General features: G+C 68.8%; 31 protein-coding genes. 21 read left to right on the top strand and 10 right to left on the bottom strand.

The genetic code is table 11. The features are described 5' to 3' along the window. Positions 1-286 precede the first annotated feature (286 nt). From ACPYN7_RS17215 to ACPYN7_RS17205, 3 genes are all read right to left on the bottom strand, one after another. Entirely contained in the window at positions 287-2,260 is a 1,974-nt protein-coding gene (locus tag ACPYN7_RS17215; protein WP_424348474.1) for an NPCBM/NEW2 domain-containing protein, read from the bottom strand. 144 nt (positions 2,261-2,404) lie between these two features. Then, on the bottom strand, positions 2,405-3,115 hold the full coding sequence (locus ACPYN7_RS17210) for a DUF805 domain-containing protein (protein WP_424348473.1): 711 nt from the start codon (positions 3,113-3,115) through the stop codon (positions 2,405-2,407). A gap of 165 nt (positions 3,116-3,280) precedes the next feature. Next, positions 3,281-3,721, bottom strand: a complete 441-nt coding sequence (locus ACPYN7_RS17205; RefSeq protein WP_424348472.1) for a DUF805 domain-containing protein — start codon at positions 3,719-3,721, stop codon at positions 3,281-3,283. Between the two features lie 57 nt (positions 3,722-3,778). Here ACPYN7_RS17205 and ACPYN7_RS17200 point away from each other — a divergent pair, with 57 nt between their 5' ends. Then, positions 3,779-4,042: a hypothetical protein gene (locus ACPYN7_RS17200; RefSeq protein ID WP_424348471.1), complete on the top strand. Its 264-nt coding sequence runs from the start codon at positions 3,779-3,781 to the stop codon at positions 4,040-4,042. A 152-nt stretch (positions 4,043-4,194) separates the two neighbouring features. Continuing rightward, positions 4,195-4,659 (top strand): hypothetical protein, encoded by a 465-nt coding sequence (locus ACPYN7_RS17195; protein WP_424348470.1) that lies wholly within the window; start codon positions 4,195-4,197, stop codon positions 4,657-4,659. Positions 4,660-4,669: 10 nt separating this feature from the next. Here the strand turns inward: ACPYN7_RS17195 and ACPYN7_RS17190 are convergent, their stop codons facing one another. Then, a complete protein-coding gene (locus tag ACPYN7_RS17190; RefSeq protein ID WP_424348469.1) occupies positions 4,670-5,080 on the bottom strand; it encodes a hypothetical protein in 411 nt (136 codons plus the stop codon). Between the two features lie 294 nt (positions 5,081-5,374). On the opposite strand from ACPYN7_RS17190, the gene ACPYN7_RS17185 reads away from it, so the two are divergent. From ACPYN7_RS17185 to ACPYN7_RS17175, 3 genes are all read left to right on the top strand, one after another. Beyond that, positions 5,375-6,517: a hypothetical protein gene (locus ACPYN7_RS17185; protein WP_424348468.1), complete on the top strand. Its 1,143-nt coding sequence runs from the start codon at positions 5,375-5,377 to the stop codon at positions 6,515-6,517. Further along, positions 6,487-6,870: a hypothetical protein gene (locus tag ACPYN7_RS17180; RefSeq protein ID WP_424348467.1), complete on the top strand. Its 384-nt coding sequence runs from the start codon at positions 6,487-6,489 to the stop codon at positions 6,868-6,870. Before ACPYN7_RS17185 ends, ACPYN7_RS17180 begins: the two co-directional genes overlap by 31 nt. Before the next feature lie 96 nt (positions 6,871-6,966). After that, a complete protein-coding gene (locus tag ACPYN7_RS17175; protein WP_424348466.1) occupies positions 6,967-7,173 on the top strand; it encodes a hypothetical protein in 207 nt (68 codons plus the stop codon). 66 nt (positions 7,174-7,239) lie between these two features. Here the strand turns inward: ACPYN7_RS17175 and ACPYN7_RS17170 are convergent, their stop codons facing one another. After that, positions 7,240-8,538 (bottom strand): hypothetical protein, encoded by a 1,299-nt coding sequence (locus ACPYN7_RS17170; RefSeq protein WP_424348465.1) that lies wholly within the window; start codon positions 8,536-8,538, stop codon positions 7,240-7,242. 519 nt (positions 8,539-9,057) lie between these two features. Here ACPYN7_RS17170 and ACPYN7_RS17165 point away from each other — a divergent pair. The 11 genes from ACPYN7_RS17165 to ACPYN7_RS17115 all read left to right on the top strand — a co-directional run bounded on the left by ACPYN7_RS17165 (position 9,058) and on the right by ACPYN7_RS17115 (position 18,413). Next, positions 9,058-10,224 (top strand): calcium-binding protein, encoded by a 1,167-nt coding sequence (locus ACPYN7_RS17165; RefSeq protein WP_424348464.1) that lies wholly within the window; start codon positions 9,058-9,060, stop codon positions 10,222-10,224. A gap of 49 nt (positions 10,225-10,273) precedes the next feature. Beyond that, complete coding sequence (locus ACPYN7_RS17160) at positions 10,274-11,302, top strand: hypothetical protein (protein WP_424348463.1); 1,029 nt, start codon at positions 10,274-10,276, stop codon at positions 11,300-11,302. Then, positions 11,289-11,618 (top strand): hypothetical protein, encoded by a 330-nt coding sequence (locus ACPYN7_RS17155; protein WP_424348462.1) that lies wholly within the window; start codon positions 11,289-11,291, stop codon positions 11,616-11,618. Before ACPYN7_RS17160 ends, ACPYN7_RS17155 begins: the two co-directional genes overlap by 14 nt. A gap of 70 nt (positions 11,619-11,688) precedes the next feature. Continuing rightward, positions 11,689-12,198, top strand: coding sequence for a hypothetical protein (locus ACPYN7_RS17150; protein WP_424348461.1), 510 nt, complete (start codon positions 11,689-11,691; stop codon positions 12,196-12,198). Next, a complete protein-coding gene (locus ACPYN7_RS17145) occupies positions 12,162-12,758 on the top strand; it encodes a hypothetical protein (RefSeq protein ID WP_424348460.1) in 597 nt (198 codons plus the stop codon). The genes ACPYN7_RS17150 and ACPYN7_RS17145 overlap by 37 nt, the downstream gene beginning before the upstream one ends. 71 nt (positions 12,759-12,829) lie before the next feature. Then, positions 12,830-13,234, top strand: a complete 405-nt coding sequence (locus tag ACPYN7_RS17140; protein ID WP_424348459.1) for a hypothetical protein — start codon at positions 12,830-12,832, stop codon at positions 13,232-13,234. Next, complete coding sequence (locus ACPYN7_RS17135) at positions 13,231-13,671, top strand: hypothetical protein (protein ID WP_424348458.1); 441 nt, start codon at positions 13,231-13,233, stop codon at positions 13,669-13,671. Before ACPYN7_RS17140 ends, ACPYN7_RS17135 begins: the two co-directional genes overlap by 4 nt. 349 nt (positions 13,672-14,020) lie before the next feature. After that, complete coding sequence (locus ACPYN7_RS17130; protein ID WP_424348457.1) at positions 14,021-14,695, top strand: hypothetical protein; 675 nt, start codon at positions 14,021-14,023, stop codon at positions 14,693-14,695. Positions 14,696-14,761: 66 nt separating this feature from the next. Then, complete coding sequence (locus ACPYN7_RS17125) at positions 14,762-16,108, top strand: hypothetical protein (protein ID WP_424348456.1); 1,347 nt, start codon at positions 14,762-14,764, stop codon at positions 16,106-16,108. A 62-nt stretch (positions 16,109-16,170) separates the two neighbouring features. Then, positions 16,171-17,067 (top strand): hypothetical protein, encoded by an 897-nt coding sequence (locus tag ACPYN7_RS17120; protein WP_424348455.1) that lies wholly within the window; start codon positions 16,171-16,173, stop codon positions 17,065-17,067. 80 nt (positions 17,068-17,147) lie between these two features. Further along, positions 17,148-18,413 carry a hypothetical protein gene (locus tag ACPYN7_RS17115; protein ID WP_424348454.1) on the top strand — a complete coding sequence of 422 codons (1,266 nt, stop codon included), beginning with the start codon at positions 17,148-17,150 and terminating at the stop codon, positions 18,411-18,413. A gap of 98 nt (positions 18,414-18,511) precedes the next feature. Here the strand turns inward: ACPYN7_RS17115 and ACPYN7_RS17110 are convergent, their stop codons facing one another. After that, positions 18,512-19,993: a peptidoglycan DD-metalloendopeptidase family protein gene (locus ACPYN7_RS17110; protein ID WP_424348453.1), complete on the bottom strand. Its 1,482-nt coding sequence runs from the start codon at positions 19,991-19,993 to the stop codon at positions 18,512-18,514. 282 nt (positions 19,994-20,275) lie between these two features. Here ACPYN7_RS17110 and ACPYN7_RS17105 point away from each other — a divergent pair, with 282 nt between their 5' ends. The 5 genes from ACPYN7_RS17105 to ACPYN7_RS17085 are packed head-to-tail and all read left to right on the top strand — an operon-like array spanning position 20,276 to position 21,906. Next, positions 20,276-20,596, top strand: a complete 321-nt coding sequence (locus tag ACPYN7_RS17105) for a hypothetical protein (RefSeq protein ID WP_424348452.1) — start codon at positions 20,276-20,278, stop codon at positions 20,594-20,596. 11 nt (positions 20,597-20,607) lie between these two features. Beyond that, positions 20,608-20,748 (top strand): hypothetical protein, encoded by a 141-nt coding sequence (locus ACPYN7_RS17100; protein ID WP_424348451.1) that lies wholly within the window; start codon positions 20,608-20,610, stop codon positions 20,746-20,748. A gap of 2 nt (positions 20,749-20,750) precedes the next feature. Continuing rightward, entirely contained in the window at positions 20,751-20,951 is a 201-nt protein-coding gene (locus tag ACPYN7_RS17095) for a hypothetical protein (protein ID WP_424348450.1), read from the top strand. Next, a complete protein-coding gene (locus ACPYN7_RS17090) occupies positions 20,948-21,439 on the top strand; it encodes a hypothetical protein (RefSeq protein WP_424348449.1) in 492 nt (163 codons plus the stop codon). Before ACPYN7_RS17095 ends, ACPYN7_RS17090 begins: the two co-directional genes overlap by 4 nt. A 35-nt stretch (positions 21,440-21,474) precedes the next feature. After that, positions 21,475-21,906, top strand: a complete 432-nt coding sequence (locus ACPYN7_RS17085) for a hypothetical protein (protein WP_424348448.1) — start codon at positions 21,475-21,477, stop codon at positions 21,904-21,906. Positions 21,907-22,002: 96 nt separating this feature from the next. On the opposite strand, the gene ACPYN7_RS17080 is transcribed toward ACPYN7_RS17085, so the two are convergent. From ACPYN7_RS17080 to ACPYN7_RS17065, 4 genes are all read right to left on the bottom strand, one after another. Further along, positions 22,003-22,260 (bottom strand): hypothetical protein, encoded by a 258-nt coding sequence (locus tag ACPYN7_RS17080; protein WP_424348447.1) that lies wholly within the window; start codon positions 22,258-22,260, stop codon positions 22,003-22,005. Between the two features lie 104 nt (positions 22,261-22,364). After that, positions 22,365-22,883, bottom strand: a complete 519-nt coding sequence (locus ACPYN7_RS17075; protein ID WP_424348446.1) for a hypothetical protein — start codon at positions 22,881-22,883, stop codon at positions 22,365-22,367. Positions 22,884-22,981: 98 nt separating this feature from the next. After that, positions 22,982-23,641 carry a hypothetical protein gene (locus ACPYN7_RS17070; protein WP_424348445.1) on the bottom strand — a complete coding sequence of 220 codons (660 nt, stop codon included), beginning with the start codon at positions 23,639-23,641 and terminating at the stop codon, positions 22,982-22,984. Between the two features lie 169 nt (positions 23,642-23,810). Next, a partial coding sequence (locus ACPYN7_RS17065) for an integrase core domain-containing protein (protein ID WP_424348444.1) occupies positions 23,811-24,167 on the bottom strand: 357 nt, incomplete at its 5' end.

Here is a 24,167-nt window from a genome sequence, read left to right as displayed (position 1 = left end):
AGGCCTCGACCCCTACCCGACCCCCGTGACACGCACCCCGCTTGGGCCCTTACCCACACTCATTTGGGAAGGGCCGGTTAACGAGCACCCTGGGTCCGCAGATTTCTCAGAAAGTTGCAGACGCGAATCCGCCTGCCCTGACTGCTCGCTGAGCGATCGCTATTCGTACATGGGTCCGCGGACCCTCCAGCACCCCGGTGATGAGACGCACCGCGGGTCGTAATCCTCAGAGGCGGGGTAAGCGAACCGTGGGGCAGGTCAGCGTCTCACCGATGCCCGGGGCAGTTCACAGCAGAGCCATGCGTACGTCGTCGGTCCCGCGCGGGGACTCTACGGAAGCGCGGAGGCCCTTTTCCGTCCTCGTGACCTTCACCGTGCTGTTGTCAGCGCACTGGAAGGAAGCGCCCTCGGTGATCCACTGGGTGAAGAAGATCGCCTCGGCTGTGCGGCGGGACTCGGCCCAGGTGCCTCGACACTCCAGCTCCGGATAGGTGACCTGCCCCTCCAGGGGCTCCTGGTCGTCCGCACCGAGCTGGAGGTTGGTCTCCATCGTGTAGTAGTCAGAGCTCCCGGGCTCGCCGTAGGCCCCCTTCCAGAAGCCCTTGAGTTCAGAGACGTCCCCGAGGGTGAGGTCGGCGCCCTCCGACTTGGTGACCGCTGCTCCCAGCAGCGTGCCGTAGGCCAGGGACTCGTTGGTGCACTCGTCATCAGTAGCCGCGGTGACGGTGAGCTCTTGGGCTCCGGTGAGGTCCAGGTCCACGATTTCCCCGGCAGTGCCCTCGGTGACGGTGACGGTGTGGGCGAGCTCGTCGTCGAGCAGGAACTCGAAGGTCGCGTTCATCCCGGCGGGGGTGCCCTGTCGCAGCGCCACCGTGGTGTTCAGACGGGAGTAGTCTCCGCGCAGCCGGTAGGTCGTGTCCTGCACGGAGCCGAAGCACCCGACCCACTGGCTTGTGCTGCCGGGGTGGAGCGTGACGGAGTCGCCGTCCCGGACCCAGCTGTCGACCGAGTCGCCGGAGAGCCCTCCGCTGCGTGCGTCCAGCTGCCACAGCGGCACTGTGCCCGGGGCCGGCGCCTTGGCGGCGGCGGGAACGCTGAGCTTGATCCTGAACTCATGGACGTCCTGCTGGAAAACGGTGGAGAGGAATCCGTAGAAGGAGCCGTACAGCGCCCCGGGCGCGCCTGCGACCATTGCCAGAACTGCACCCGGCGGTCCTCCGACTGCGGCCCCCAAGCAGGTGAGGCCGGCGATGAAGATGTCGTCATAGGCGGTGTCGTCATTGACCAGCTCGGAGAAATCGTTGAGGCACTCGGCGCCGCCGACCAGTAGGGCCCAGTCCGCCGGGAGTATCTCCGAGGAGGCAAGCCCGATGGTGTGCAGGATCATCAGCCCGGGGGCGACGTCCATGCGCACATCGATCGGCAGGTCGTCGACGGAGTAGTCGATGCTGGCGGTTTCGTTCGGCAGCACGAGGCTCTCCTTGTTGGCCGCGCCCCTTTCGGCGTGCGCGTGCGCCACGAACAGGCCCGCTCCGGTCCTGGGATTCGGGGCGGCCTCGTCCGGCTCGGGCGTGGAGGTGAGCTTCCAGATCAACGAGGAGCTGCTCTGCAGGTTCAGCCGCAGCTTCCCCTCCCCCAGGCTCAGGCACGGCCACACCGCGTTGCCTCTGATCTTGGAGACGGTGATGGAGGCATCACCCTCCAGCGGGTCCTGACCGAAGCAGGAAGGCTGGTTGGTCTTCAGGGTGATGACCCGGTCCAGCGCGCGGGCGAAGCCCGCGGCAGCTTTGGCGGCTTCGATCAACACGGGAACGAACTTCGAGAAGTGCTCGGTGGTGGCCGTGGCGGTACGGGTTCCGGCATCCCACTGAGTCGGCAGCAGCTCTGGGTCCTCCGTCTCCGCACTGTAGGCAACCACGAAGACGGTGCCGTCCTCGGGGATCTGCACGTCGTCGGGGATGGTGAACTGCAGCTGGACCGGCTGCTGCGGCTGCGCTTCGTCCTCTAGGACGATGCTCAGTCCTTCGCGCAGAGCGGTGGCACTGTCCCATGCCACTCCGGACACATCCACGTCGGTGGATTCGGCGCTGATCGTCGTGCCCTCGACAGCCACGCCGGCCGGGGCACTGATCCGAGCGTCAGCCACGGACATCGAGATTCCGTTCTTGCCTACGCGCGCGGTCTTGCTGCTGTCGTCGGCGGCCACCGACCAAATCACGGCGGTGGCTGCGGCCAGCAGCAGGACCAGGACGAAGATCATTACGGTCCGCCGACGCGACCGGCGTGGCGAGGATCTGGAGGCGGGGGTAGTCATGGCTTCTCCTGGGGTGCAGTGCTGGCAGGGAAAGTCTGCGGGCCGCCGTCCCGGGTGGGATCGACGGCCCGCGGTGAGGTGGAGCTCAGGTCACCGGTCGAACCGGGCGCCCTCCGACTTGGGCGCCAGCACCATGAACACGAGCAGGACGAGCCCACCCAGGTACGGGATCAGCACGAGCAGGTAGAGCCACCCCGACATGTTGACATCGTGCAGGCGCCGGACCCCGATGGCGATAGTGGGCACGAGGTGGCCCAGCGCGAAGATGCCCAGCAGGAGGGCGATCAGTGACCCGAAGGCTCCGGTCTCGCCGAAGGCGTTGGTGTCGGCGGCCATCAACAGGCTCAGGACGAAGTAGACGATCCCGAGGTACAGGGCGACCCACCAGTACTCGGAGCGCGACGCCCGGCCGGAGAACTGGGCGTATTTGGCGTAGAAGCGCTTGATCGCGTCGACGAACCCGACCGGAACCCCAGGCTGGGACCCGGGGCGCACCGGGGTGTTCTGGTAGCCGTAGCCCTGCTGGGGGTGGCCGTAGGGCCCCGGCTGCTGCTGCTGTCCCTGGTAGCCCGGACCGCCCTGGCCGGCGTAGCCGCCACCGTAGGGTTGTCCCTGCTGCTGGTACTGCTGACCTGGGTGCCCCGGGCCGCCCTGGTATCCGCCGTAGGGACCGGGCTGCTGCGGACCTGTGTAGGACGGGGCGCCCTGACTGGTGTAGGGCTGCTGCTGCTGGTTCTCCGGCTCCCTGTGACCGGGCTGCTGCTCCTGCTGCGGGGAGCTGTAGGGATCGTGAGTGCTCATGTCGTCCTTCTCGCTGTGACGGTTGCTGTCGCAAACAGCCTATGATCCGGGGCTGCGCTCAAGGTCAATTCACCAGCGTGTGACTTTTTGCCACACCGACCGGCCAAAAGACGACGGGCCGCCGACCCGTGAGGATCGACGGCCCTTGACCGATGCGGGGGGGTGTCACCGGTTCAGGCGCGCGCCCTCAAGCTTCGGGGGTAGCAGGTCGATACCGATGAAGGCGACGTTGCCGACATACGGGAGGAAGATCGCCAGGTAGAACCAGCCAGGCAGGCCGGCGTAGTGCAGACGACGCACCGCCACCGCGATGCAGGACACGATGGTGCCGTGGATCATCACGGCCAGCACGAGCAGGATCAGGATTCCAAAGTCGTTGAGAGTAAGGGCGTCCCCGGTGCCGGACGTGGGCTGGGTGCCGAGGGAGAGGCCCAGAAGCGTCAGGGCCAGGGTCGTGACGACGAAGAACAGGACGGGCCACCAGTACTCGGAGCGCGGCGAGCGACCGGTGAACTGGGCGTAGCGGGTGAAGAAGAACTTGAGCGCCTCGACGCAGCCGACCCCTCGGCTGGGCCCACCGATAGCACCGCGGTACGGGATGGGCATGTAAGAGCTCGATCTGGTGAGGGGGCCATACTGCCCGGTGGCTGGTCTTTCGACAAGATGGCCGATCCGCCCGCCGGGGCGGTGGTGATCACCGACGTGGAACAGGTCGGGAAGCTGACCCTGGAGGAGACCGAGGACGAGAGGATCGAGACGGAGCTGCGCACCGACGACTTCCACGAGTTCTGGACGGTGGCCGCCGAGGACAAGGGCAACGAGACCGACGGGTGGGACGACCACTTCGCCGGTGAGGACGTCGAGGCGCTGTCGGACCAGCTGAGCTCCTCGATCTTCCGCGAGCGTGACGACGAGGACGAGGACTGAGCGTGGTCCATGACGCTGACGCCGCCCGGGAGTCTGCCCGGGCGGCCAACGGCCAGTTCGGCACCCAACCTCATCCCGAAGCCGAGCTCGAGCTGCCGGCCGCCTCCGACCCGGCCGAAGGCGAGACGCGGAGCCCTCGGGACTAGGACGCGATGGTCATCGCGCTGCAGTCCCGCCACAAGGACCCCGACTACTGCCTGCTGGAGCTTCAGGACGCCGCCCGCGGCATGGGCCGCCAGGACGTCTTCGACCAGCACGCCTACCGCACCCGCAACCCGGCCGAGGACTTCGACCGCATCGTCGGCGAGCTCGCGGCCGGACGCAGCGGCCGGCACCTGCTGACCGGTGAGTCGTTGCAGGACTCCACGGTGGAGGCGGTCGGTGCCGCGCTGCACTTCGAGGGGATGGATCTGGAGGCTCTGGGCGTCTCCGACGCCGAGGCGGCCGCCGAGCTGGCGCGAGTGGCGGTGGAGGGAGAGTACGGCACCTCCCGGGACGCGATGGCAGCCCACATGGAGGTGAACTGGCGCGCCGACCGGCGCGGGGCGAAGTACGCCGCCGGGTCGGTGTGCGAGGCGTTCGGCATCCCGGACCACCGCGGCGGGTTCGGCTATTGAACCGGCCGCCTCACCCTTCGCGGACGCGCGCCTTCCCCTCCTGGATCGCCTCGGCGACCTCGCCGGTCATGTTCGGGCAGTAGTTCTCCGTCCACAGCTGCGCGTGAGCGATGTAGTTGGGGACTGAACCCGAGACGTCGGACTCCATCAGGATTCCCATCAGGACCAGGTCACCGCTGTCTTGTTCGATCATCAGGGCGCAGCTCTTCTTCATCTGCTCGACGAAGCCGGCCTGTCCCCCCAGGTAGTTGCTGTTCGGGTAGAGCTGCTTGTAGGCGGCGTACACCTCGCTGTCCGACGCCAAGGTCTGCGGGGACAGCGCCACGCCGCGATCGTCCGTCGCGTAGGCCGGCTTGTCCCCACATCCAGACAGGCCGACCACCGTCAGTACGGCCGCCAGAACCACCCCAGTGCGCTTCACTACTCCCCCTTGTTGCCTACGAGCTCATCACCGGCAGGCTACATGTGCGATTGCGAAGAGGCGTCGTGATGGCGGTCTCGTCCCCATTGTTACCTCCGCAGAACAGGACACGGACCATGCGCCTCCCCGAGCGCCTGACCGGTCCCGCCCTGCTCTCTGGCGGACTGCCCCACGCCGAGTGAGCCTCGATCTCCGTGCAGCGTTCCTTGGCTGGTCACGTATCGCACCAAATCCGCGCACGTAAGAGATCCGGCCCACCGGCTCTCCAACAGGCGGGCCGCACACAGTCAGGTCATGACGAACCCTCATGTTTCCGCCTCCGCCGCTGCTGCGCGCGAGGCCGCCCGCACCACCTCTGGCCAGTTCGGAACCCAGGCGCTCGCCGAGGCCGACCTGGACCTGGTGGACCCCTCGGGAGGTCCAGCCGGCGTCGACCCGAACACCTGGTCGGATGCCGACGAGGCCGAGTACGACGACCACCGCCGCACCCTGGCCGCCGACCTGGGCCCGGGAATGATCTACCACCTGGAGCAGTCGGTGGACGCCTGCCAGTTCCCCTACGGTAAGCGGCTGATGATGCGCGCATACACCGACCGGTCGCACCCGCTGCGGTCCTTCAGCTCCCAGTACCCGAAGCCCGAGGAGTGCGACACCCTCGGCGCGATGGGCTACCAGGACAAGGAGGACTTCGCCGACGCGAGCAACCTCCACTGCGACCGCCCGCACCAGATCATCGCCGCGAACCTGACCCCCGAGCGTGCCGCCGGCCTGCGGGCCGCCGGAGTGTCCTGGGCCCGGGACACGGGCTCGGGCTGGGTCACCGAGACACTGGCGCAGGCGGAGATCTCCGAGATCGCCGAGGCGATGAAGATCCAGGATCGCCGGAAGCGCTACACCGCACTGGCCGCCCTCACCGACACCGACCGCGGCACCCGCGCGGCGGAGTTCTTCGCCGCCGGAGAGACCAGCACCCGTTGGATCGAGTCCGGACTGCCACTGGAGGACCTGCAGCAGGTGCGCGACGCGCTGCCGGTCAACAGCATGGGCGAGCACAACCGGGAGTCCGACGCCCAGTACATCGTCGCCAAGGGCCTGACCGCCCAGCACGTGAAGGACGACGGCCCGAAGGTCTGCGCGGTGCGCTCCAAGGCCGACCTCGATGCCTGGGAGGCCGCCGGCCACGCCCCGGCTATGCTGCGCTCCCTGCACCACCGCTCCTCCCACTCCGAGATCGGCGAGCTGATCTCCTACGCCGACGCCGGGATTATCCGCGGCAAGGATCTGGCCGCCTACCTGGACGCCTCCGCCTCGGTCGGCGGCGCCAAGACGGTGGTCGGGGTCGCCGGGCACCTGCGCCCGAGCAGGCCACCACCTGGGCGGCCGCCAACGACCACCGGACCCTCGACGTGGACGAGGCCGAGGCTGCGGCGAAGATGATCGCCTCCGGCTACGAGACCCCGGACCAGGTCGGTGCCGCCTACGCCGACACGGTCTTCGCCCCGGCGACCCGTTACGACTTCGGGCCGCTGACCGTGAAGCCGCTGGTGCGCTACGGCAACATCGTGGCTGCCGGGGTGACCCCGGAGAAGGCCGCGGCGATGACCCGGGCCGGGATCCCGCCGACGAAGCTGCACGAGCACGCCACGGAGACCGACTACTGGGCCGGCGGGCAGAAGTACCGCGAGCAGTACTCCCGCCTGGTGGAGCGCGACCAGGGGTGGGGTGACTACGAGGCGCTGGCGGAGAAGGAGTGGCCGGTCACAGAGGAGCAGTGGCGCGCCGGCGCCTGATCACCCACGACACGCACCCGGCCCCTGGCGCTGACTGGTCCTGTTTTCCCCAACTGACTTGGGGTTACGCTGATGCCCTCGATGGAGGGAGCAGTCATGAACAGGTGGCAGCAGGTGGCGCTGGCGGTGGCGTTCGTCGCGGTGGTCGGGTCCGGTGGCGGGGGCACGGCGATGGCCGGCGACCAGAAGTTCCAGAACGGCAGGATCTACTGGTCGACGGGCACGTACGTGGCCGCAACCGACGACGGCGGGACCGACAATCAGAGGACGGGCGCCATCGGCCGCAAGTGGTCGAGTCTCTGAGAATCGGACAATGACGACGCCCTGCCCACCGTGCTGGTGGGCGGGGCGTCGTGTGGTCTCGGGATCCTATGGGCCGTAGGAGACTACGGCCGTTCCCGGTGCAGGCCTGTTGAACCCAGGGATCTCGTACAGGCCCATCTCATCAGCAGTGCCATGGCCGAACGGGCCCAGCAGAGCGTGCTCGACGTTCTCGAGCACCGACGAGGGCTTGTCATCGCGGGCCAGGATGAAGGTGTTGGACGCAGATCCAGCGCTCGCCAGGTTCTTGACCTGGTGGTAGACGGAGGCGCCGTCATAGGTCAGCGGCAGTTCGGAGAGCGGCTTGACCACGTCCACGACAAGCGGGCGCGACGGGATGGTGCCGCTGGCGACGGCCTCACGGTCGCGCTGCAACGCGCGGTCGAACCCGGAGCCGATCACCCCGTTCACACGAACGAGATCCGCGTCATCGGAGGTGCCCACGTCCCAGTACAGCCGCGACTGCACCAGGTTGCGATCGGCAGGCGTTCCGCCGCTGATCAGCAGGTTCCCGTGCGCGACCGGGTTCCAGGCGAAGGCCCCAGCGTCCACGAGCGTCCACGGGGTCGTGGACGCCTCGGCGGTGGCCACGGCGGTGGCCACGACGTCGTCCGTTGCCACGGCGTCTCCGAGGTTCAGGAGGGTGGACAGCAGGACGGGTACGCCGGCGATCTGCTGGTCTCCCATGCGGACCCTGGTCGTGCTCTCGAGGACTCCGCCGCGCGTGCGCCGGCGCCTCCCCGGGGCGGTCAGGAGCTCCTCCCAGATGAACTGCCAGGCCGCTGCGGGGTTCTGCGCCGAGGGGACCAGGTGCGGGATGCGCCTGGCGACCTCCTCGAACGCCGTGATGGAGTAGAGCACGATGAGCCAGTCGCCCTCGTCCTCGTCCCACGCCATCGTTCCGATCCGCGGCCCGCAGGGCGTGTAGCCGCCGTCGCCCCGATGCTCCCAGCCCAGCGCGGGGAGGAGATCAGGGTCGTCGCGGTGGCCGTCCAGAGGCGGCAACTCGGGGTCCACCGCAGATGCCACGTGGGCGCCCTGGTCGCGCAGCACGACCCGGATGGCCTTCAGCAGCGCAACCCCAGGGGTGAGGTCGGAGGGAAGCATGAAAGCGCAGGTGGGAGCAGGAGACGGCGCAGCGGGGTGATAGTCGGACAGCAGGCGGCTTCTCGGAACCTTCGCGCCGGCCTGCAGCAACGCGGTCCCGAGGGGGATGCCGGCGCGAGGCGTGGCAGCCGCAGACGATGCGCCGGCGGCCGCGGCCGCTGTCGAGTCCCAGATGCGGCGGGCCTGCGTGTAGTTGACCGTGAAGCCTTCGGTGGCCAGGGCGGCCTGCAGGGCACGCACGTGGGTCTAGGCCGAGGAGTTGGTGCGAGGCATGACGATCTCCTTCCGGCGTAGCGGTCCGCGCCCTACTGCACGCCGAAGATCGGATACGTCGCAGAGGAGGGTGGGCCCGGCCCGCAGAGGACCTTGTCCTCGGTCGCCTCGGAATGGGAGCGCGGTCCCGGAAGTGAGGCTCGGAGTACGGCAAGGGCGCCCTGCCGGTGACCTCCATGTGTGCGGCAAGCTCTGCACACTCGCTGCGGCGTCACATTCGGGTGCATGGTCCCCGTGATGAAACCTTGACCGTCACCCTCTCCTCGCAGATCTAGCCTGGCCGTACCCGGTTGCCGCGGTGACGTGTGTAGCCTCTCGCGTGCAACGACCCGCAGGTGAGAGGCCGTCTGCGCGAGTCGAACCCGGAATGCCGACGGAGCGATCACCATGCGCAAATCAGCGAGTCCCGAAGTCGTTCCCGCCACCGGCCAGCCACCGAGACCTGGAGAACCCGTTGCAGCACCTGCACCGAGCAGTCGAGGACAGGTGATTGCGGCTTTCTCCGGCGCGCTCTTGGCCGCAGCCTTCTTGTGGGTCGGGGAATCGCCGGTTCACGCGGCGACGAGCGTGACGAACTCGAACGGGGTCTTCGGCGTGGTCGCCGCGCCCGGGACGGTCAACGACATCACCATCGCACGTGTCGACAGTGATCTCGAACCTCCGCAGTACAGAATCCGGGACACCAGCGACACCATCACCGCCAGAGCCAGCTGCAGACAAATAGCTCCAGACACGATCGACTGCCCCGTGCGGTTCATCTCCTCCTTTGTGGTGGACGCCGGCGACTTGGACGATCGAGTGGAGCTCGGTTCGCGGGTGACCGCACCGGCCGTCATTCGCGGCGGTGGAGGCAACGACACCCTCACCGGAGGGGCGGGACCCGACCACATCGACGGCGGCCGGGGTGTCGACACCGTGCTCGGCCAAGGGGGTGACGATGCCTTGGAGGGCGGCCCAGGCATCTTTCCTGACTCGTTGGAGGGCGGACCAGGCGATGACCGCATCGACGGCGGATCCGGCGACGACACCTTGGACGGAGGCCCAGGGTGGGACACCTTGGAGGGGAAGAACGGCGATGACCTCCTCCGTGGTAGCGACGACCCTGACGGGCTACTAGGTGGCGAAGGCAACGACAGGCTTCTCGGCGGCGACGGGAACGACACCTTGGACGGCGGGCCGGCAGACGACCGGTTGTTCGGTGGCGCAGGTAGAGACCACATGTACGGCCGCGATGGCGATGACGTGCTGAACGGTGGCTCCGAACAAGACCGGATGTACGGCGGCAACGACGAAGACACTGTGAACGGCGACGGCGGTCGAGACATCATGTACGGCGGCAACGACGATGACGGGATGAACGGCGGCTCGGGTAACGACGACATGTACGGCGGCTCAGGCGCCGACGTGATGCGCGCAGGCACCGGCATCGACTACCTGTACGGGGGCGACGACAACGACCGGTTGTTCGCCGACATCACCGGTGACGATGGCGTGGGATTCCGGTACCAGACGCTGCTGTTCGGAGAGAGAGGCAACGACGTCATGTTCGGCGGAGACGGCTATAGTCAGGCGTTCGGCGGACCAGGATTCGACACGGGGTTCGCGCTGTGTCTGGACTGCGAGTCCACCGGTCCGAACAGGTACGGCCCCTAGCAGTAACCGGCAGCGGACGGAGCGAGCCAGGGCCGCACACATTCCGGTCATGACCCACGAGAACATCTCCTCCGACACATCCTCCCGCCGCGAGGCCGCTCGCACCACCGACGGTAAGTTCGGCACCCAGCCGCTGGCCGAGGCCGACCTCGAGCTGGAGGACCGCCTCAACCTGGAGGTCGTGAAGGCTGCCCTGCCGGCTGGCCCCGAGGCTACTTACGACCGGTTCACATACGCGGATCTGACCGCCTTCACCGACCGCCTCGACGACCCGGAGTTCTTCCAGGACCACGACACGTACGAGGCGCGGGTGCGCATCAGCGTGCTCTCCTCCGCCTACGCCGATCGGGACCGGGGCACCAACAGCGACGCGGCCTGGGAGGTGCTCGCCCTCTACGACGTGCCCGGCGGCATCTTGGAAGGACGCTCCCTGGAGCTGCAGTCGGCGATCGACCGCGACCTGTTCGGCTACCCCTCCGGCTACCAGGTCGTGGACCGCGACGGCCGCGGCACCGGGCGCGCCACGCTGCGCGAGCAGCACCGCACGATGATGGCCGCTCTCCTCGAGAACCACCTCCGCTTCGACGCCCCTGCCCCGATGGGTGACCCCCGGGACCTGAACATCCACCCGGACCAGTACCAGGACGAGGAGATGAACGCCGCCGAGCTCGCCGAGGTGCACCGGCGCCTGAGCGTCTCGCGGAACTTCTCGGCCGAGAACACCGACGAGGTCATCGGCAAGGTACGCAAGGCGACCCGCGGCATGTCGCTGCGCCAGGTCTACGCCAACGACGGGCAGGCCACCAAGCTCACCGAGGCGGGAGTGACCAACGTGGAGCCGGTCCTGTCCGTGGCCGGCGACCCCACCGGTCAGGTGCGCGCCACCACCCGTGGTGGCGCGCACTCTGATCGTGAGCGACCACGGGTTCGAGGGCCCGGCCGGCTACCGGCAGCACAGCTACCACCACCGCATCCACGGTCTGCGCCACGAGATCCGCTTGGCCGCGACCGCCGACGTGCTCCGCGACATCCGCGTCGGCGCCGAGACGCGCCACGACGCCGCGGTGCGCGACCGTGAGTTCGAGAATGGTGACGGCATCGGAGACGTGGCCGCCGGCGAGCAGCTCAACCTGCGGGACTGGTACTCCGGGCCGGAGGAGAGCGACACGCTGCTGGTGAAGATGCGGATCACCGACACCGAGGAGGCGCTGGTGCAGCGCGTGCTCGTCACCGAGGGTGGCTTCGAGCTGGAGGACTACCGCGGGTTCCCTGAGATGGGCCATGGTCTGCTGGCCGGCCGCGACCGCGCCAAGGGTCTGCCCGTCGGCACTCATGCAGAGGCCCTGCGCCAGGCGCACACCCGCCTTGCCAAGGACCCCGACGTAACTCTCTGACCTGCAGGATCAGCGCTTGCGGCCCGTCGTCCACTGTTCGCGGTGGCGGCGGGCCGCACACATGAAAGGTATGACGAACCAGAACCCTGTCGCCGAGTCCGTCCGCGAGAACGCCCGCCGAATTGACGGGAAGTTCGGCACCCAGCCGCTGGCCGAGGCCGACCTCGAGCTGCCGACCGATCCCAGCGTGGCCGAGGTCCAGAACCTGCGTGACGAGCTCGGCACCCGCATCGCCGATGCCCAGGAGGCCCGGGACACCCAGGCTGACTTCCGGGCATCGGCTGCCTATCAGCGGGCGACGCTGAAGATGGTCGGCACCGCGCTGCGCGAGGTCGAGTCGGAGGCTGACGAGCTGTACTTCGCGCCCACCACCGAGGGCACCTGGGGTCTGGTTGAGGCCATGGACCACGAGGGCAAGACCGTGGAACTGGGCGAGACTGTACCCGGGACCGACGCCACTTGGGAGGACGTCGGCAACGCACTGATGACCACCCGCGACGGGTTCCACATCACCGACATGGCCACTGCCACGAGGACACCCTGGTGCTACTCGCGGACAACGCCGCCGACGCGCCGTTGAAGAACCCCTTCCCGGTCCCGACCACCCGTGAGTCGTTCCTCGCCTGGCAGCGCTCCAACACGGCCGCAGCTCGGATCCAGGAGGGCGAGCACGACCCGTTGTTCCGCCACAGCGACGCCTACGACAAGGCCGTGCAGATCAGCCAGCGCGGCACCGTCAAGGCCGCAGCCCTGATGCTCTCCGAGGAGTACCCGCAGATCCAGCGCCTGGTGATCGAGGAGAACGAGGACGGGGAGCGACAGCTCGACGTCGTCGCCCTGGAGGGCGAGCTCGGTCGCCCGATCGTCTTCAGCGACACTAGCCCCGGCGACATCGAGCTGGGCGACGGGGCGATGACCCTGGCCGACGTCGGCTACTTCTTCGTCAACGAAAACGGATCCTGGATCGGAGATGTCGCCTCCCACGACGTGGTCGGCTATGACACCCGCCGCATCTCCATAGACCTCACCAAGGCCGCGCAGATGGACCTCGACGCCACGCCCGAGCGGGTCGCCCCCGTCCCCGGCGAGGAGGACTGGGACGAGGAGGACCTCGACGGCCTCCACCCCGACGAGGACTGACGTTGCGCACAACGTCGTCTGCGGCCCATCTGCCCCGTTCACCGGGCGGGCGGGCCGCACACATTCCGGTCGTGACGAACCCTCCTGTTTCCCCCGCCGCCTCCGCCGCCCGCGAGGCCGCCCCCGCCACCGACGGCAAGTTCGGCAGCCAGCCGGCCCCCGAAGCCGACCTCGAGCTGGCGGCCGACCCCACCGTGTACGAGCTCCAGGACCTGCGCACCGAGATCGGCGCCCGCATCGTCGACGCCCAGGGCGCCGGCAACGCCCAGGCCGATTTCGAGGCGTCCGCCGCCTACCAGCGCGCGACCCTGAAGATGGTCGGCACCGCTCTGCGCGCCTCCGGCTCGGGCGCCGAGTCGCTGTCCTTCCAGCCCGGCGAGGACGACCCGTGGGTGCTGTCCTCCGCCACCGACCGCGAGGGCAACGTCGTGGACGTGGGCGATACCGTGCCCGGCAGCGCTACAACGCCGCGATGACCCGCCTCCAGAACGGTGACCACGAGCCGGAGTTCGTCGGCGACGTCTACGACGAGACCGTCCGCACCCACCAGCGCCACGCGGTCAAGGCCGCCGCCCTGGTGCTCGCCGAGGAGTACCCGGAGGCGAAGTACATCTACTTCGAGCAGAACGGCGACGGAGAGCGGCAGTTCGACGTCGTAGGTCTGGCCGACAGCGAGGACAACATGATCGAGGAGGACATGGACGCCTACGAGCTGCAGATCGCCGACGGCGCGATGCAGCTGTGCGAGGTCGGCTACGCCTTCACCCCCGAGGACCCCTCCTACGTCGACGACGTGCTAGATGAGCACATCAAGGGCCCCACCAACGAGCGGTTCATCATCATCGACCTGGAGAAGGCCGCGGCGATGGACCCCGAGGCCCAGACCGAGCCCAACTGGGGCACCCGCTCCTGACCCTCAAGGTCCAGCTGGCATCCGCGGCCCGCGTCCCCGGTCAACGGTGGCGCGGGCCGCACTCGTCACGCTCCGACATATCGCCTCCAAGGCACGCCATCGCGCCTTTGCAAAGAGAAACTGCTCTATGGTTCCGGTTGAGAGCGTCGCCCCCGATCGCCAGGAGTCCCTCATGCACCGTCGCCCCACCCCTGTCGGAATCGCACTGACGGCGCTGCTGGCCCTGGCGGGGTGCGGTTCCCCCGATGGTCAGGCCAGTGAGTTACAGAGCCCGTCAGGGAGCTCGAGCACTCAGCCGTCATCGGCGCCCACCGCGACCGAGACGGCTCCCGCGACGAAGCCTGAGCACGTGGAACAGGTCGACTCCGGGAACGCGGAGGACACAGACGGGCAGATGATCCGCGTCGCCGGGTCCATCACTTTGAAGTACACCGCCGAAGACACTCCAGACACTGACGGTGCGGGTCTCGACGTGCACAACTACGACTCCGAGGTCGACCTGACCGTCTCCAATCCCGGCAGCGCAACCTCCTACATGCCCCCCTTCAGCATGAAGGGGTACTTCTACTACCCCGCCGAGACGGGTGTGTGCGAGCAGGCCATGCAGTACAGAGCAGCACTCACCCCCACCCTTGACGCCCGGGAGATGGCAGAAACCGCTGCTGCCGGCCTTTACCTCACCGACGAGTACTGCCTCGTCGAGATGCTCCATCTGGGCGAGGTGGGTGCCGAGGACAACGCGCTTGCCCCCGGAGGGACGTACCCGCTGGAACGAACCCCAGATTTACTGGGCGCCGGGGTGAATCTCCTTCCATACGTCCACGAAGAGGACGCCAAGGAGCTGATCGCCGTGCTGAACAACCCACTGGGTGTTGTCCTGACGACGTTTAGCTACTACGCGAGCCCCGTGGCCTGCGACGGGTTGCCGGCCCCGATCGTGAACCACCCCGATGCCGACGTCACGTCATTTCCACCGGAGACCGGAGAGAACACGCTCACCGCCACGGGGCCGATCTGCCAATAGCCGCGCACAGGCACCGCGCCCCGGTGCACTCGACCTCCAACAGCGCGGGCCGCACACAGTCAGTTCATGACCAACGAGATCTCCTCCACCGCCGTCTCCGCCCGCGAGGCCACCCGTTCGTCCACCGGCCAGTTCGGCACCCAGGCTCGATCTGAGGCCGACATCGACCTCGACGCCACGAACCCCGTCATGGACCCCACACAGGCCGCCGAGACGCAGCTGCGGGAGCTGCTCGAGCAGTTCCCAGTGCTGCCCGCCACCGACGGGCGCGGCAACAACTTCGAGACCGCCTTCCAGAGCCGCTACCGCGACGCCGCCGCGTTCTCCGCAGCCCACCCCGACTGGGAGCGGCTGACCAGCGTGGGGTACCAGCAGTCGCTGGCCGGCCTGGAGAACACTGACCTCGGCCGGGAGCGCAGCACCTCCATCGTCGAAGCCGCCGACGAGTCCGGCGGTGAGGGTCTGGTACTCCACGTCCACACCCGCAACGGCGGCGGCAACCGGGAGTGCTGGCACGACGAGGACGACGAGACGGACGAGAACGGTCGCACGCAGGGATGCACCGGATGCGTGATGGACGCAATCACCGGGCACCCGAACTACCTCACCGACGAGGACGCCGACTACGACGAAACCTACGCCGACCTGTACTTCTCGATCCCCGACCAGGCCGCCGCGCGCACCGCGGTCGAAGCAGGACGCCACCAGGGTGACCTCAAGGCTCTGGATGCTATCCGAGCCGGTCAGATGGCACCTTGGGCCAACCGCGTCGGCAAGCACCCGCAGGAAGGCACTGACCAGGAGCCGGGGCGGCTGGCGTCCAAGTCGTCCAGCGAGGCGAAGGCCCTGCGTGCCCGCGCCGCCTCTACCGCTGAGCGCGCCGAGACCGCGGCGAAGATCGAGCAGGCTCTGCAGGCCGACGAGTTCCCCTCCGCAGACACACTGATCGCCGCTGTCGGAGGAGGCGGCTACGACCCCAAGCGCCCGCGGGAGCTGACCACTGCCATGCAGAACCTTCACCAGCAGCGCTGCATGTACCGCAGCGAGGCGGAGAATCTGATGAAGTACCGCGGGGAGCTCCGCGACTCCCGGCGCACCGTGGCGGAGATCGACCAGGTGACGACCGACCTGGCGGAGGACTCCCCGCTGAAGGCCAAGCTGGCACGGGAGCGCAAGTCCCTGACCGGTCACCAGCCGACCCTGGAGAAGCTCTACGAGCAGAACCGTGAGCGGATCGAGAAGCGCCTGGCGCCGTTCCAGCGGTTCGCCGCTGATGTGCGCACCGAGGACCCCCAGACTCTCATCGCCAAGGCTGAGCTCCTGGAAGCCGAAGCCAACCGCCAGTCCATGCTCGTCGGATGGCCCGAGGAGCCCGCTGGCTGCCCGGAGTCCATGGACCAGTTGCGCGCCTGATCAACCCTTCACGCGGCCAGCACCCCTGATCCCCGGAGGTGCGGGCCGCACACAATCCGTCCATGACGAGCCACATCTCCCCCACCGCGGCCACCGCCCGCGAAGCCGCACGCTCCACCGACGGGAAGTTCGGCACCCAGCCCCTGGCTGAGGCCGACATCGACCTCACCCCCATCGGCCCCGCTCCGGTCGACCCGGCGCTGAGCGCGCCCCCGATGACCTTCCGCCGCGGGGCGCGGGATTCGACCCACCAGGAGTACATCGTCACCGGCGCCGGGCCCGGCGTCCGCCGGCTCACCACCGTGCGTGACGAACACGGGGACTTCATCCAGGTCGAGCACGAATTCGACCTGGACAGCGTCACCGACCGGTGCCTGGGTGCCGACCACCCGGACCCCTTCGCCTGGCAGCGCGCCCGTCAGAAGGACATCGCAGAGATCGTCGAGGCCCATGACCCCGGCTTCGGGCAGCGCCTGTCCTACTTCCACGGCGACACGATCGAGGCGGAGTCCGTCGATCCCAGCGTGGACAACGGCGGGGTCAACGCGGCGCTGACCGCTGCGGCCGCCCGTGCCGCGGCCATTCCGGTCGAAGACATCGTCGTCGAGGGGCTGAAGGCCCGCTCCGCGGCCGACACCGCTGCCGGACGTGAACTGGCCGGGGAGCACGCGGGTGCGCTGACCGATGCCCAGGCCGACGGGATGCGCGGGGCCGTGATGGTGGAGGACGTCCGGGTGCTCGTGGACCCCGCCCGCTACGCGGAGGCGACCACCTCGACCTGGAGACTTCCAGCTCCGCGCAGGTGCGGGCCTACATCGAGAACCACCCCGAGGATTGCCACTTCGACGGCGAGGAGTTCGTCCCGGTCCGCGTCTGCCGCGCCCGCTAACCCCAGACTCACAGGCGCCGAGCAGAGCTGGCACCGGGTGACCTCGGTGCGGGCTCTGCTCAACGTCTGAGAATGCTGCAGTCGGGTCGCTGCCGCAGCTGGATCACCACCGCAGGTACCTTGATCCCAACCCTGGTGAAAGGTCCCCCCATGCGCGTCGCTGCCCCCGTACTCACTTCGCTAGCCCTGCTGCTCACCGGCTGCGGATCATCCGGCGCCGGCGAGGCTTCTGCCGGATCGGCGGCCAACGCTGTGCCGGTCTCTCAGACCTGCGATCAGCTCGCTCCTGACGGCGGCATCGGCGTCATGCAGGACGTCACGGACTACGCCAAGGAGCTCTCCGAGGTCGAGGACTTCGAGACGGCGATGGCCACCTCCGACCGTGCCCGGGAGCTGGTCGACACCTTCGACCCCATCATCGCCACGGCCGACGACTCGATCCGCCCCAATCTGGAAGCCGTTGCGGCCATCCCGCGCACCATCGTGGACGCCGAGGACACCGGGAACCAGAACCTGAACCTGGAGTTCTCCGGCTTCGCCGACGCCGGCAGCGCCGTTCTCGACACCTGCTTCTCCGATGCCGCGGGGGAGGGCGCTTCTGACGGTGACTCCGCCGCACTAATCGGACGCAACACGTCGGTGGAGGCTTACTGCGGTGATTTGGTGGATGGATACAAGATCGCCTCCCCCTCCACGGACGTCACCACGTTCGGGCAGGCGTGGGACCTCATCGCCGACGGGAAGAGCTGCGACACGCACGACGGAGAGACCTTCGACTTCGCCTTCGAGGACGCGACGGACGCGGACGGCAACCGCGTCCCGCGCGAAGAGTTCCGGACGCCGGTGGAAGAGATGTGGGAGGGATTCGACGACGCGGACGACGCGGAGGAGAAGGTCACCGTCGCCATCGACATGTGCCTGTACCGCCCGGATGACCCGCTGGGCGACAAGGGCACCCCGGGCGGGATCCGTCACTACGGCTCCTCGCTGGCCCTGTGCCCGGACCACCCACAGTCCGAGCAGCGGCGGGAGCTGCTGGAGTACCTGCCGCAAGCTCAGGCGGAGTTTGACCAGCTGCTCGAGGAGGTCGCCGAGGAGGAGGCACAGGGCAACGACGAGTCCTCCGGCGAGCCGTCGAGCGGGTCCAGCGGCGGTGTCACCATCACCGGTGACTACGCAGCGGACCTGGCTGCGATCGGCGTCGTCCCGGACGATGTGGCCGCTTATCGGAAGTTCGAGCGCGATCGGCTCTGCGATGCGCACATGGATAGGGGGCTGAGACAATCCGGGACCTCGATGTGGGTTGCGGTGAGGTTGGGGACGCCAGAGTCGATCCGTTTGGCCATCGCCTACGACTGTCCTGATCGCATGGACGATGCCGAAGAGGCTCTCACCGAATGGCAGGCGAGGGAGTAGACTCAGCATCGTGGAGCCGCGAAGCGCTTCCACGCTGTAGGAAAAGACGAAGGCCCCGCACCGGTTCGTCCGGGCGGGGCCTTCCTCATGGGGTGCGATCAGGGGACCAGCACGATCCACATCGCGGCCGGCGACTCGTTCAGGTTCAGGATGCCGTCGCCGTCCAGGTCGGTGTCGACGAGGTTGAGGATGCCGTCGCCGTCGATGTCCTCGTCGAGGCGGTCGACGATCCCGTCCTTGTCCGTGTCGGCGGTCGCCGAGGCGTACTGCTGCTGCTCGGTGAGCTCCGGAGCGGCGGACTGGGTCGCCGTCGGGCTCGGGCTCGGGGTGGGCGCCGGGGTGACGACCGGAGCGGCGGGCTTGGCCGGCGCCGGGGTGGTGGCCACCGGCGCAGGAGTCGTCTTGACCGGAGTCGGAGCGGCGGTCTTGGTAGGAGCCGGAGCCGAGGTGACAGTCTTCACCGGGGCGGCTGGCTTGGGGGCCTGAACCTTCTCGGGCTTCGTGGGAGCCTTGGCCTTCACGGGCTCGGAAGCCTTCGGGGCAGCAGTCTTCTTCGCAGCCGCAGCCTTGTCGGCCGCAGCCTTCTCGGTGGCCGCCTTCTTCGTGGCAGCAGCCTTGTCAGCCGCAGCCTTCTTCGTCGCTTCGGCCTTCTTCGTGGCTTCGGCCTTCTGTGCGGCCTTCCTGATCTCCTCGCCGGTCGGGGCGGTGGGGATGCCGTCGAGGTCGGACGGCGGAGTCGTCTTGGACAGTTGGTAGCCGTCGTTGACCGCCGGGATGACCTGGGCGTCGGTGACCCAGTCGAAGCGCTGCGGGTCCACGTGCTCGCCGTCCACCCACACCTCGAAGTGCAGGTGCAGTCCGGTCACCCGGGCGCCGGTGGCGCCGACGGAGCCCAGCTGCTCGCCCAGGGCCAGCTTGTCGCCCTCGTGGACGTTGACCCTGTGCAGGTGGGAGTATGTGGTCTTGGCGCCGTTGGCGTGGGTGACCTCCACCCGGTTTCCGCCCCAGGGGTCGAAGAACACCGCGGTGACTGTGCCCTCGGGCAGGGCGGAAACGACCGGGGTGCCGGTCGGTGCGGCGATGTCGGTGCCGTTGTGGAACTCGAGCTTCCCGGCGCCGACCGCGTCGGGAGCAAAGCGCCAGCCATACTGGCCGCCGTTGAGCACGGTCACCGGCTGGGCCGGGGCGACGATGGCGCCGGCGGGCACCTCGCCGTTGTGCCCGGAGATCAGCTTCCCCTTGGCAGAAACGGTGACCGCCGATACGCCGGGGCCCTGTACGGAGGCACCGATCTTCTTGGCGACCGAGCGGACCGTGTCCTCCTCCACGGAGAACTTCTGCGCGATCTGCGTGATCTGCTTCGCCGACAGCGTGCCGGAGTTGGTGACTGCCGCACCCACCGACTGGCTCAGCTCGGCTTCGGAGGCCGGGGCCTGGATGGAGACGGTGGAGGTGTGGGAAGCGGCCTGGAGGTCACCGGTACCGCCGGCGTAGGCGGCCACGGGGATGGCCACGACGGCTGCTGCCGCCAGGGACAGGACGGGGAGTCCTGCCCGGTCGATGAGCTTCTGTCGGTTCATGGTGGCGGGGGTCCTATCGGATCAGGGCATGGCGGTGGTGGGGAAATCTGCTCGCGAGGGCACGCTGCGGGCGCGGCCTTCTATCGGGTCATGTGTGCGGCGCGGGGGGCAGCAGAGTCGTGGGGTCTGCTCGCGTCGTGGCGCACGGGTCGCGTCCTTACTTGAGCGTAACTAAAGCAAATCCAGGGCCGGCCGCCGCTGATCACACATCCGCCGGCACCGGAGGCGCCGCACACATGAGGATCGAACCCGTCCCCGCCCAGCGCAGGAGCACCGCCGCCCATGACGACCGCATCGACCCGTCCCGCGCCACCGTCTCCCCCGGCGGAGGAACTCCTCGACCAGCTCGTCACCGAGATCGAGCAGCTTCCCACCCACGAGCGGCTGGCGCTGCTCTACTGGGGTGAGCTCGGGGAGACTCTCTGCGAGGTCATCCGCTCCAAGGGCACCCCGGCGATGCGCACCGTCTTCGTCCCGGTCACCGATCCGGTGCGCCGGGCCCGGCTCCAGCAGCTGAGCTGGGATGCGTTGCTACGGCTTCCCCCCCCCCCCCCCCCCCGGCACGACGCCGAGCGCTGGACCCCACCCAGTGCTGGCCGCTGATCAACCAGGCCGTGCGCGCTTCCCGGCTGAGCGTGGACCTGTGCCTGCTCGTGGTCGCCGCCGCGGCCGCCGCAGAGACCCCCGAGGCGGTCGCCTCGATCCCGATCCAGACCCCGGCCGCTGAGGCCGCCACCCCCACCGAGGAGCACTGACCGTGTCCGTCCCCCACACCCTCCACCAGAGCCCCACGATCGACGGGCTCACACTGCCGCTGCCGGCCGGCCCGACGACGGTGCTGAGCACCCACCCGCACTTCGAGCAGCTCGTGGCGGCCGCGGCGCACCCGGTGAGCACCGGTGCGTTCCTCGCTCGTCTCGTCGAGCGCTCCGCAGCACCTGCCCGAGCAACCCGGTGAACGAGCGCGCGACGCCGGCCGCGCCGGCCACCGGCCTGGTGCTGGGGATCAACGGCACCGTCGTGGGGTCCTCGGTCACCGGCAAGACCACCGCCGTCGAGGTCGCCGGACACGGCACCGTCCAGATCCCCAACCGGGTCATCAACCTCCTCCAAGCGTGGGAGGGACCGCTGGCCTTCTGCTCGAGCTGGGGCACGGACGCCACCCGGGCATTCCTGCCCGTCTTCGGCAAGACCACCGTCCTGCCGGTGGAAGCCACCGACACGATGTGGTGGAAGGCCCAGTCGGTGCTCACCTGGATCTCGCAGACCACGCAGACCGGCACCCTGCTGTGGGCCGACGACGAGCTCGAGGACCACGCGGACGACGTCGCCGCGGCGGTCACCAACGCCGCAGGCCAGGGCGTGGAGCTGATTCCGATGACGACCAAGGGCGCGGGCCTGAACGACGACCACCTGCGGCTGATCCTCGCCCACGCCCACCGGTGAGCGAGGCACGCAGCGGCGCCGCACACATGGAGGGCATGGAGAACCTTCAGCCCCAGCGCACCCCCGACCAGCACCAGCCGATCTACGAGCACCTCGACATGACCACGCTCAACCGCCAGGTCACCGAAGCCCTGTGGGCCCGTGACATCGGCGCCGAAGCCGCCGCGGTCTCTCCGCTGTCGGCTCAGCCGCTGGAGGTGCGCGAGCAGTACTTCGACCTCGTCGCCTTCATGGTCCGCCACCTCGGACCGGCCATCGGCGACCTCGGCCACCGCCTGGGCGCGGCCGGCACGCCCAACCCCTTCGTCACCGAGACCCCGGCTCCCGTCGCTGAGGCCGAGTCCGACGAGGGCGACTACCCGCAGACCCAGGCCGAGGAGGACGCCGCCGCGATGCGCGCCGCTCTGGACAGCCTCCCGGGCATGAGCGACGCGCAGCTGTGGGCCGGATTCGGCCTCAACAGCTGACCTGCTCCCCCACCACGACGCGAGCCCCGCACCGGATTCCGGTGCGGGGCTCGTTGCGTCCGTCGTCGGGCATGCGCCCCCGGCGAGGGCGTGGCTTCAGTGCGCCTCGGGCGGCTCGCCGCAGGTGCCGCAGCGCCCCGGCTTGGTGACCACCTCGTCGAAGCGGTGGGCGAAGGTGCCCGGCCCGGCGTAGTTCTGAAGCGCGGCGTGATAGTGACCTCGCCCCTGGGAGCACCGGCCGCAGCAGCCGTGGTCGGTGATCTTCCAGTCCGCCTTCTTGCTGCACCCCGAGTGCGTGCACACGTAGTACCCGCCGGCGTGGTTGGTCCACGCCCGGTCCGTGAAGTCGGTCATCTTCGGGTCCTCTCGAGCGACGTGTTTCCGGCCAGTGTGTCGCACTCCGCGGCGCGCACCTGAACGCCTCGCGGTCGACGAGCGCACCGGGCGCCGTGTTGCCGTCAGCTGTGCTCGTCGAGCGCTGCGGCCAGGTGCGGCCACCACTGGGAGATCGCCTGACGGTCATTGTCGGTAGTGGTCTCCGCGTCGTAGAGGTCCATCAGGTTCGTGGTGAACGACCCGGCGCTGTAGCCGCCCTTCCCGCTGCGGTAGGAGGCCCAGTGGGGCGGGTCGATGTCGTTGTCGTCGACGCGGGCCGGCCCGTAGATCTGCGGACCGTAGCTGGCCTCGTCGGCCGCCATCCGCAGCCCCGGAAACGCCCGGTCCATCCGGGCCCGGTCGTGCTGGTCGGCGGCCTGGAACGTCATGGTCACCGCGGCGGCGAACTCGTCGTCCTCGTGGCCGGCGAGCTCGAGGCCGCGGAAGCTGGCCGCGTACCGGTCGGCCATCGCGGTCTCGTGGGCGTACTGGGGGTCGAGCTCGAGCTCGGCTTCGGACTTGGGCTGGGTGCCGAACTGGCCGGTGGAGGTGCGGGCGGTCTCACGGGCTGCTGCGGTCTGGCCGCTGATCTGCTGAGTCATGACCAGACTGTGTGCGGCCCGCGCGCTGCCCGTGCGCCGGCGGGCACGACGACGGCCGGCGCACCGTCGAGGCGGTGCGCCGGCCGATGCTCGTGCGGTCAGTGCTGGGTGCGGGCGAATCCTTCGGTCAGCAGGTACCCGGCGCGGGTCTGCTGCCGGTACTCGTTGATGCAGCCCATGATGTCGGCGAAGGCGTCGTGGTTGCGCCCGGAGTCAGGGAAGGCTGCGTCCACGGTCGGGGCGTAGCGCAGGAACGCCCGGCGCCCGGAGGAGACGTCGATGACCCCGTGGGAGCGCGCCGCGTTGGAGGCGCGGAAGAAGCCGGTCATCACCGGGGCGTCCACCCCGGAGACGGAGTTGCCAGCCATCTCGTACTTGCCCTTGGCGTCACCCAGCATCTGCGCGTGCTCGGCGACGAACGCGGCCAGCTCGGCGTCGACGACCTCCAGGTCCTTGCCCTCCCCTGCCTCCAGGGCGGCCAGCAGACCGGTCTCGGTGTGCATGTTGACGACGAACGGGTCCATCGCGGCCAGGTGCTCGGGCTCGGCGTTGATCTTCGCCTCATAGGTCGCCACGACCTGCAGATCGGCGCTCACGACGGCCGTGGCAACCTGCAGCGGCACGAAGTGCTCGTTCGGGGTGCCGTCGCGGTGGAACGGCAGCCCGGTGGACTCGAAGTCCACGAATAGGTAGCCCGGCGCGTCGGAGGCCGGAACCGGGGCGATGACGGTGGCGAGCAGCCCGCGGACCAGGCCCATCACGGGGGCCGTAGCCGAAGGCGACCAGATCGGCCTCGTCGGCCTCGCTCAGCCCTGCGGGCGTGAAGTCGACCTCGGCATAGGGCAGATCTGCCTCCAGGTCGGCCAGCTCGAGGGAGGCGTGCGCCAGCGGAGGGGACTGCCGCACGAATAGGTGACAGGTGGGGTCTCATGCCGCGAGGGTCACGGCGGGCTTCATCATGGTCTCGTACTCGATGGGGGTCAACCGCCCCAGACGAGCTTGCCTCCGGCGCCGGTGATAGGTCCGCTCGGTCCAGGTGACGATGGCGATCCTCAACTCGTCCCGGGTCGCCCAGGAGCGTCGGTCGAGGACGTTCTTCTGCAGCAGGGCGAAAAAGCTCTCCATCGCGGCGTTGTCTCCGGCCGCACCGACCTTGCCCATTGAGCCGACCAGTCCGTGTCGGTTCAGGGCGTGGCCGAATTTCCGTGATCGAAATTGGGCGGATTCAACCGGTCGTCGCAACACCCTGACGAGGAGGGTGTCGATGGGCAGACCGGCTGGATG

The sequence above is a fragment of the Kocuria sp. CH-021 genome, from assembly GCF_049716185.1.
Lineage (GTDB): Bacteria > Actinomycetota > Actinomycetes > Actinomycetales > Micrococcaceae > Kocuria > Kocuria cellulosilytica.
The sequence above is the reverse complement of the archived record's forward strand: the minus strand, read 5'-3'. Positions and strand labels throughout refer to the sequence as shown.

Excerpts from the sequence above, each read along its gene's own strand:
- ACPYN7_RS17215 (WP_424348474.1), bottom strand. The coding sequence starts at position 2,260 with ATGATCTTCGTCCTGGTCCTGCTGCTGGCCGCAGCCACCGCCGTGATT.
- ACPYN7_RS17210 (WP_424348473.1), bottom strand. The coding sequence starts at position 3,115 with ATGAGCACTCACGATCCCTACAGCTCCCCGCAGCAGGAGCAGCAGCCC.
- ACPYN7_RS17205 (WP_424348472.1), bottom strand. The coding sequence starts at position 3,721 with ATGCCCATCCCGTACCGCGGTGCTATCGGTGGGCCCAGCCGAGGGGTC.
- ACPYN7_RS17200 (WP_424348471.1), top strand. The coding sequence starts at position 3,779 with ATGGCCGATCCGCCCGCCGGGGCGGTGGTGATCACCGACGTGGAACAG.
- ACPYN7_RS17195 (WP_424348470.1), top strand. The coding sequence starts at position 4,195 with ATGGTCATCGCGCTGCAGTCCCGCCACAAGGACCCCGACTACTGCCTG.
- ACPYN7_RS17185 (WP_424348468.1), top strand. The coding sequence starts at position 5,375 with ATGACGAACCCTCATGTTTCCGCCTCCGCCGCTGCTGCGCGCGAGGCC.
- ACPYN7_RS17175 (WP_424348466.1), top strand. The coding sequence starts at position 6,967 with ATGAACAGGTGGCAGCAGGTGGCGCTGGCGGTGGCGTTCGTCGCGGTG.
- ACPYN7_RS17160 (WP_424348463.1), top strand. The coding sequence starts at position 10,274 with ATGACCCACGAGAACATCTCCTCCGACACATCCTCCCGCCGCGAGGCC.
- ACPYN7_RS17150 (WP_424348461.1), top strand. The coding sequence starts at position 11,689 with ATGACGAACCAGAACCCTGTCGCCGAGTCCGTCCGCGAGAACGCCCGC.
- ACPYN7_RS17135 (WP_424348458.1), top strand. The coding sequence starts at position 13,231 with ATGACCCGCCTCCAGAACGGTGACCACGAGCCGGAGTTCGTCGGCGAC.
- ACPYN7_RS17125 (WP_424348456.1), top strand. The coding sequence starts at position 14,762 with ATGACCAACGAGATCTCCTCCACCGCCGTCTCCGCCCGCGAGGCCACC.
- ACPYN7_RS17120 (WP_424348455.1), top strand. The coding sequence starts at position 16,171 with ATGACGAGCCACATCTCCCCCACCGCGGCCACCGCCCGCGAAGCCGCA.
- ACPYN7_RS17115 (WP_424348454.1), top strand. The coding sequence starts at position 17,148 with ATGCGCGTCGCTGCCCCCGTACTCACTTCGCTAGCCCTGCTGCTCACC.
- ACPYN7_RS17110 (WP_424348453.1), bottom strand. The coding sequence starts at position 19,993 with ATGAACCGACAGAAGCTCATCGACCGGGCAGGACTCCCCGTCCTGTCC.
- ACPYN7_RS17105 (WP_424348452.1), top strand. The coding sequence starts at position 20,276 with ATGACGACCGCATCGACCCGTCCCGCGCCACCGTCTCCCCCGGCGGAG.
- ACPYN7_RS17085 (WP_424348448.1), top strand. The coding sequence starts at position 21,475 with ATGGAGAACCTTCAGCCCCAGCGCACCCCCGACCAGCACCAGCCGATC.
- ACPYN7_RS17080 (WP_424348447.1), bottom strand. The coding sequence starts at position 22,260 with ATGACCGACTTCACGGACCGGGCGTGGACCAACCACGCCGGCGGGTAC.
- ACPYN7_RS17075 (WP_424348446.1), bottom strand. The coding sequence starts at position 22,883 with ATGACTCAGCAGATCAGCGGCCAGACCGCAGCAGCCCGTGAGACCGCC.
- ACPYN7_RS17070 (WP_424348445.1), bottom strand. The coding sequence starts at position 23,641 with ATGGGCCTGGTCCGCGGGCTGCTCGCCACCGTCATCGCCCCGGTTCCG.